Source organism: Streptomyces sp. 13-12-16 (assembly GCF_002114215.1).
Classification (GTDB): Bacteria; Actinomycetota; Actinomycetes; order Streptomycetales; family Streptomycetaceae; genus Streptomyces.
In genome coordinates, this window is the sequence record NZ_NCTE01000481.1 from 1 (window position 1) to 7,598 (window position 7,598).

The following is a 7,598-nucleotide window of genomic DNA, read 5'->3' on the forward strand; positions in this document are numbered from 1 at the left end:
CCCGCGGCGGCCGACTGGGCGGCCGTCCGGCCCGGCGACCTCGCCGCGCCCGGCACCGGCGACACCGGGGTGGACGACGTCACCTTCGCGGACCGCCCCGGGACCGAGGCCCCGCCCGAGCCGCCCGCCGCCCTCGCCGACCTTCTCGACCCCGGACCGGTCGGAGGGCTCGACACGCCGTTGCCGAACCTGGACGGGGTGCTGGCCGGCTTCGACACCCCGTTGTCGGACCACCAGGACGACGGCATGGACGGGAACCGGGCGGAGGAGGAGGCCCGGTACCGGGAACTGCTGGCGGACATCTACGGCCCCGCCGTCACGTCGAACCCCCTGTACCCGGACTTCCTCGAAGGGCTCACGCGCCTCGACCGGCTCCGCCCGGTCGACCCCCTGTTCGGTCCCACCCCGCTCGACCTGGACCGGGTGGCCCGCACGGTGCTGCTCCTGGACCACTCCGCCCCGGTGAGCGACGCGCAGCGCGACGAACTGTTCCGGGTGGCGACGGACCCGGCGGCGGGGTCGGCCGGCAGCCTCGCCGCCCTGACGGCGCTCCACCTCCGGCGTCAGGGCGTGCTGTCACCCACCCACGCCATGACCACCGGCCTCGACGGACGCCCCCGCGGCCGGGACTGGACCACCGCCCACGTCCCCGACCTGGATCTCACGAACACGGGAAGGACGGCACTCCGGTCCGACGGCACCCTGGAGCGCGGCGATGTGACCACCGCGCCCTGGCACCGCCCCGGCGAGCCGGAGCCGTACGTCGTGAGGGCGGACGGCAACCACGAGCACATCGTCGTACGCGGCTACGACGGCGCCCCGCGCGAGGTGCCGCTCGACGTCTTCGCCGAACTGCTGGCCCTCGACCCGGAGCTGGCCGGACTCCCCGCGGACGTTCCCGTGGTGCTGCTCGTCTCCGGCGCCGGTGCCCGCGGCCTGGAGCTGCCGCGCCGGGCCGCGGACCGGGCCGGCAGGGACGTGTGGTCGGCCGACGGCGGCGTGGACGTGAACGCGCAGCAGGATCCCTCGCTCCCGCACGTCGTGTCCCTGCGCGGCGTCCGGGGCAGGCCGCGGCCCCACTGGATCCGCAGCACTCCCGGTCAGGTGCTCGACCCCGCACAGGCCGCGGACGCCCCGCTCTGGGAGCGGTGGACGCTGTCCCACACCATCGTCACGGACCGGGGACCGATCGGCAGGGGCGTCTTCCGGGATACTGAGCGCGCGCAGGTGCTCGAGGACATCCGGCACGCGACGACGGCGACGGACCTCTACCACCACGACCGCGTCTCCGGGAAGTGGACCAAGGACGACCAGCCCGTACCGTTCGCCGGTAAGCCCGTGTACGTCTTCGCCGCGCACGGCCTGCCGGGCGAGACCCAGGTGCCGACCCTGGCGAACCCGGACCACCGCACCCGGCAGGAGCGGACCGGCGGGATGCTCAAGCGGCGTCCGAGTCTGGCGCGGCTCCCCGAGGACCACGCCGTCGTGATGGAGGCGTGCTTCAGCGCGGCACCGCCGAGCGTGATCCGCATGCGGCGGGGCGTGCACGACCTGTTCGCCCCCGACCCGCTGGGTGCCCTCAGTGAGAGCCAGCACGTCGCCAACGAGACCGGGCGCACCGTGTACGGCGGCACCCACGTGCTCGGCTTCGCCCGGCGGGACGGCAAGGTCGTCCACCAGATGGTCACGGACTCGCGGGGACGGCGCGGCAGATGGGTGGAGCACCGGCCGGAACCCACGGGCGCCCTGCTCGACGACCGCGCCCGCGCGGCGGGCCTGCACACCGACCCGGTGGGGCCGGCCTCGGAGGCCGTCCATGAGCGGACGCTGCGGCTGGTGCGCGCGTTGCGTCTGACGTTCGGAGTGGAGATCGAGGACGACAGCCGCTACGGCGAACTCCTCCGGGGCATCGGCGCTCTGGACGCCATGCGGCACGCCGACCCGGCGCTGCGCGACGTCGTGCCGTTCAGCCTGGACCTGTTCGAGCGTGCGGCCCGCGAGATCCGCGCGACGGAGCACGCCGACGTGGACGGCGAGCCGGGACCCGACGCCTACCGGGATCTGCTGGCCAGGGCCGCCGACGTCGTAAGCCTGAATCCCGGCGCCGTGCTCACCGACCTCGTGACCCTGCCGCACGTGACCAACGTGGCCGAAGGGCTGGCCGGTCTTCCGGAGCAGGACGTGAACGACGAGGCCGCCCATGCCCTGGGGCTGGACCCGGACCGGGCGGTCATCGGGGCGCCCGAGCGGTTCCGGCTGTTCTGGGCGACGGTCAAGGCCCTGGAGTGGGAGAGCCGGACCCCCGACCCGGTCGCCCTCACCGGCAGGGTGCTGCACCTGGACCGGCCGGACCCGTCCCGGGTGCCCGAACTCCTCGACCTGGTGGTGCGGGCGGCGGCGGCCGGTGTGGACCTGGACAACCTGACCGAGCTGGCCGCGTTCCACCTGGAGCTGCTGGGAGCCCTCTCCCCGGACACCGGGCTGTTCGACGACAAGGGGGTCCTGGCCGGACGCCATTGGGCGCGGGGCTCGTCCGCCCTGATGGTGGACGCCGACAGCGCCTTCGTCATGGCGGCGACACGGGACGGCGGCCACCGCCCCTTGTACCGGGCGAGGATGCCGTGGACCACCGACCCCGCCAGGCCCACGCCGTACCTGGTGCGGGGCGAGACCGGGGCGACCCATCTGACCATGGACCTGCCCGGCGGACTGCGTGTCCGCGTGCCCTACGAGGAGGTCGCCGAGCTGCTGGCGCGGGATCCGGGACTGAACGCCCGCCCGCAGGACGCCGACATCGTCCTCGCCTCCTCGCACACGACGCCCGTGGTCCAGCCGGCACCGGAGGCCAAGAGCGCCCTCGGTACCGGGACCGGGCGTGGCGTATGGACCTCACCGGGGGCGATGGGCCTGCTCGCGCAGGACGACCCGTCGAGGCCGCACGTCCTCGCCCTGCTCCCCCTCGGGGACGGCGCGCGTCAGCGGGACCGGGACTGGTCGGTCGTCCGGCCGGCCCTCCAGACCTCGACGAGCACTTCGGGCACCACCCTCGCGGCCGGATCCACGGAAACGACCACGCCCGCTCCCGGCGTCACGCCGTCCACCGACCCGGTCTCCACAACGGCGACCGTCACGACCGTCACCACGACCAAGGCACCGCCCCCACCGCCCCCGCCGTCTCCGAACGCCCCGCGCCTCGATCCCGCCATGGGACCTCCACCGGTACGCCGCACCCCGGCCCGGTTCGAGGACGGCCGGCGGATGCCCGCCTACGTCGACGACCTCCGGTCGCTGCTGCCGTCCGACCTGACCCCCGCGGAGATCGAACAACTCCTCGCCAATCCGAGCACGTTCGGTCAGAGCACGGTCCTCCTGCGCGGCACCGAACAGGCCCTGGACACCATCGACCGCGAACTGGAGCGCAGGCCGGACGCCCGGCCCGCGGACCACACACGACTGCTGGAGGACGTCCGGCGGACGCTCCGGGACAAGCCGAAGACGCTGGCGGACGGCGAGGGGCGCCCCTTCCCGTACGTCAACGCGGACGGGAAGGCGCGCGTCCTGTGGGTCAGGGCGCGGCACCACGGCAACTGGGCCCCGTTCGACGACGGCATCGGCGACTCGACGAAGATCGACAGCATGCACCGGGCGGCCGCGACCTTCGGGCTGACCAAGAACATGCAGGCCAACTCCCAGTACGGCCTCGGCGGGCCGATCGGCCCGGCGGGCACCGCGGCGTTCGCCGGCTTCGGCCGGCTCGCCCTGCGGTTCGGCTTCATCAACAAGGTCGGCTACACCCTGACCGACCAGCGCATGAACCAGATGGAGACCCGGACACTGGACAAGTCGCGGGCGTTCCTGGACGACGTCCACTACGAGATCCGCGTCACCGACCCCGCCGGACGGGTCGTCACGGGCATCGACCCCGGGCCCGGCACCGCCCCCGCTCCCAAGACCGACCGGGCCGTGCCCGCCCGGTTCTCCTTCGGCGTCCGCAAGGGCCTCCTGGTCCGCCTGCCCGACAGCGTCACGAAGATTCCGGAGCCGGGCCGGATCCCCCGCTCCATCGACCTGGACCGCAACTCCCAGTACCGCTTCGTCCGTATCGAGGGGTTCGGACCCGTCGCGGCGATCCGCGACTGGGCGGCCCGGCAGATCGGAGCCCTCCCCGGCAGCTCCGCCTACGCCGAGCTGGACATCTTCTTCTCCGGCGACAGCTTCCAGCGGCACGGCGGCACGATGGCGCGCGGCCGCATCACCACCCCGCCGCTGTTCGCCGACGACAAGAAGAAGTCACCGCTGGGCGTCTTCGTCGTGGAGGAGCTGATCCCGCGGACGGCGATCCTCGTCGGCGAGACCGACCAGGCCGAGATGCGGGACATCAACACCTCGACGGTCCGCAGCGAGCGCAGCCGTGCCGACGGCAGGAGCCTGCTGCTGCAGGCCGTCGCCGGCCCCGCCTTCAACTTCCACGATCCCGGTACGGCCCCCTTCGACCTGCGGCTCCAGCTCGGGCCCGTCCTCCAGGCCTCGTTCGCGAAGACCTGGTCGGTCGGACTCGGCGCGGCCGGCACCCTCAAGTCGGCCGGACAGGTGAAGGGCCCCAGGACCGCGCTCTACCTGGTCGTGAAGTCGGTGCGGGTGCGGCGGGCCGGTGACAACGCGCCGCCGACGCGCTTCCTCACCTGGAGCCTGGACCGGATGACCAGCTCCGAGGCACGGCGGCTGGCCGGATGGGACGACGGGACCGCACTCGCCCTGCGCAACGGCGCCGCCCCGCCGTTCGTGCCGCCCTATCTGACCGTGGACCGCCCGCGCACCCTGGGCATGCACCGGGTGAAGGAGTTCACCTTCGACGACGGCCTGCGCACCCGGGTCACCCCGGACGCGGCGGACGGCGTCGGCCGCACCCTGCTGGACCAGTTCGCGGACGGCGTCGTCGACGCCGTCTCGAACCTGAACCAGGACCTGGTGGTGCCCCTCGACCAGCTGCTGCCGCCGAACCTGCCGAAGGGCTGGCGCACCCGCTTCGACGATCTGCTGGGGCGCAAGCCCGACCAGGTGCTCCAGGCGGCCCGGAGCCTGCCCGTGCCGCCCCGGTGGACCGATCCCGTCAAGTACCGGATCGCGCTCCAGAACACCCTGCAGATCCTCGGCGTGCTGTCCCAGCAGAACGTCACCGCGAACCTGGAGGCGCTCACCACGGTCGGCCTGCCGGTCAGGCTCACGGACCCCGACTCCGTCGGGACGGTCTACTACACCCTCCGCGTGCACGGGAGCCTGACCGGGCGACGGTACGAGGGCAAGGACGTCGACGAGGGAATGCGCTTCAGCGCCCAGGGCATCGACCGGCTCGAGGGCCAGGAGAGCGCGAAACGAGGCCTGGAGCTGGGCTTCGAGGGCACGTTCTCAGGCCGTGACAACAACGTGGACGAGACGGCGGGGCTGCCCCGGAACACGCTCGGGCTGACCCTGGGCACACGCTGGGGCCGACAGTGGGAGACGGAGACCACCTTCGGCTCGACGGTCACCAACGAACCGATGTCGGTGAGCAACCAGCCCACCCACCTGTACCGCTACGACCTCGCCCTCATCGCGAGCCTGAGCGGCTACTGGCGGCCCCGCGGCCTGATCCGCGGCCTCGGCCTCGGGCTGCCCGGGCTGCTGGTGCTGGACGAGCCGGTCAACGTGCTCTTCGGCCGGACGCCGCGGGGCCACCTGCGGGGCGGCGGCCCGATGACCGGACAGGTGCTCATCGGCGTCCCCGTACAGCACACGCCCGACGCGGACCCGTACGCGGACGGGGCGCTCAACCCGTACCTGTCCGACGAGCCCGCCCCCACGCCCATGACCACCGAGCGGGCCCTCGCCCTGGCGAAGGGCGACCTCGTCCTGCCCGCGGGACCCGGCGCGCAGCAGCCCGCCGGACGGCTCGCCGACCGCGGGACAGCGCAGTTCAAGGAGTTCCGGCAGCACCCGTTCGTCATCGTGAACGTGGTGCTGTCACCCACGCTGACCGCGGAGGTGGACCGGGTCCTGCGGGCGGCGTCGGGCAGCGCCTGGCAGCTGGTGAAGGAGGGCGCCCCCACCCGGGACGCCATCGTCCGCACCTTCACCCCCCAGTACCTGACGTCGAGCTTCGACCAGAGTTCGGGGCCGCTGGGCCTGGTGGGCAGCGGCCTGCTGGGCAAGGGGCCGTACGGCGAGCTGTGGGGAACCTTCCGGTACGCGTCGACGGTCGGGAACCTGCGCGCCCTCACCCCGCCGATGTCCATGGACACCGAGATGACGCTCGGCGGCACCCGCCAGGCGGCCGGCAAGATCAGCAACAGCACCAGTTTCGTCTTCGGCGGCCAGCTGGTCTACTCCGTCGCACAGAATCCGGGACACGGACTCATGGGCGCGTACGGAATCGTCGCCAACCCCGTCTCGAGGACCGGCACGCAGAGCCTCAGCGTCGTCCGCACCGTCGTCGCGGACATGAACCGCAAGGGCTTCACCCACCAGGTGCTCGTGGCCGGCGACGTGCAGCACTGGTTCGCGCTGCTCTCCAGCCGGCTGGGCACCGGCCGCGTCGGAACGGCCGCGGCGGGCAGCGCCCTCGTGCCGCGTTCCCTCGCCGGGGCCGCGGGGACCGCGCTGACCAGCCCGGGCGGCCTGTTGGGGCATCTGCCGGAGAAGAGCGCCCACCGGATGGGGCTGATCGACGACGGGCTGGGTGACGTCCCCCGCTACACGAGTCGGGTCTGGACGCCGCAGCCCTGGATGCGCGGCGCCGCCTTCGGCACGTACGCGGTGAACGCGCTGGACCCCACGGACGTGCTGCTCGCGTTCGACAAGCGGATCGGGAAGCTGGGGCTCGACGAGGGGAGCCGGGAGCGGATCCGGCAGCTGGTGACGGGCCGTGCCACCCGGGCGCTCAAGGGGGAGATGACGACCACCGGCCCGTCGACCCTGGTCAAGGCCGGCGGCTGGGGCTGGGACAGCGTCCGGATCGGCAGCCGACGGGTGCGGGCACGCGTCGAACTGATCCCCGGGACGCCCGTGTTCGACGGACTCGACCACAGCGCCGAACTGGAGGAGAACCGGCGGGCGATCGAGACCGCCCAGCAGAACTCCGAGTTCTTGGCCGGCGCGGACCTGGGCTTCCTGACCAGCCAGCTGGTGTACACCGGCAACCCCCAGGTCGTGGCCGCCGGACCCACGTACACCGAGGGCGGCTCCAACCGGAAGACGGTCGCGTCGAGCCACACGGTCACCACCGTCACCATCTACCGGGCGGCGTCCACCGAACCGCACGCGGAGGTCGTCACCCCGTACCGGATGCGCATCACCCTGGAGGCCGACGACACCCCCCACACCGGCGCGCCGGCCGACCCGGACCTGGAGGAGGCGCAGTCCACGGCCCTCGACCGCTTCCGGGGCCGGCTGAGCATCGTCGAGGAGGACGACGTCGGCGAGCTGCGCGAGCACGTGCCGCTCAGCCTGATGGAGCCGGCGCCGTCACCGACGGGGGCGGACGCGACCGGCGCCTCCGGGACCGGCCGGCTGCTGCCCGCACCCGACCCGGCGGCCGACCCCGCCCTGGCCGGTCCGCCCCG

1 protein-coding gene is annotated in these 7,598 nt (G+C 73.4%); it reads left to right on the forward strand.

Annotated features, from left to right (window positions below; genetic code table 11):
* The coding region (locus B7767_RS46425; protein WP_179167202.1) for a lonely Cys domain-containing protein at positions 1-7,598 on the forward strand (7,598 nt) is incomplete at both ends.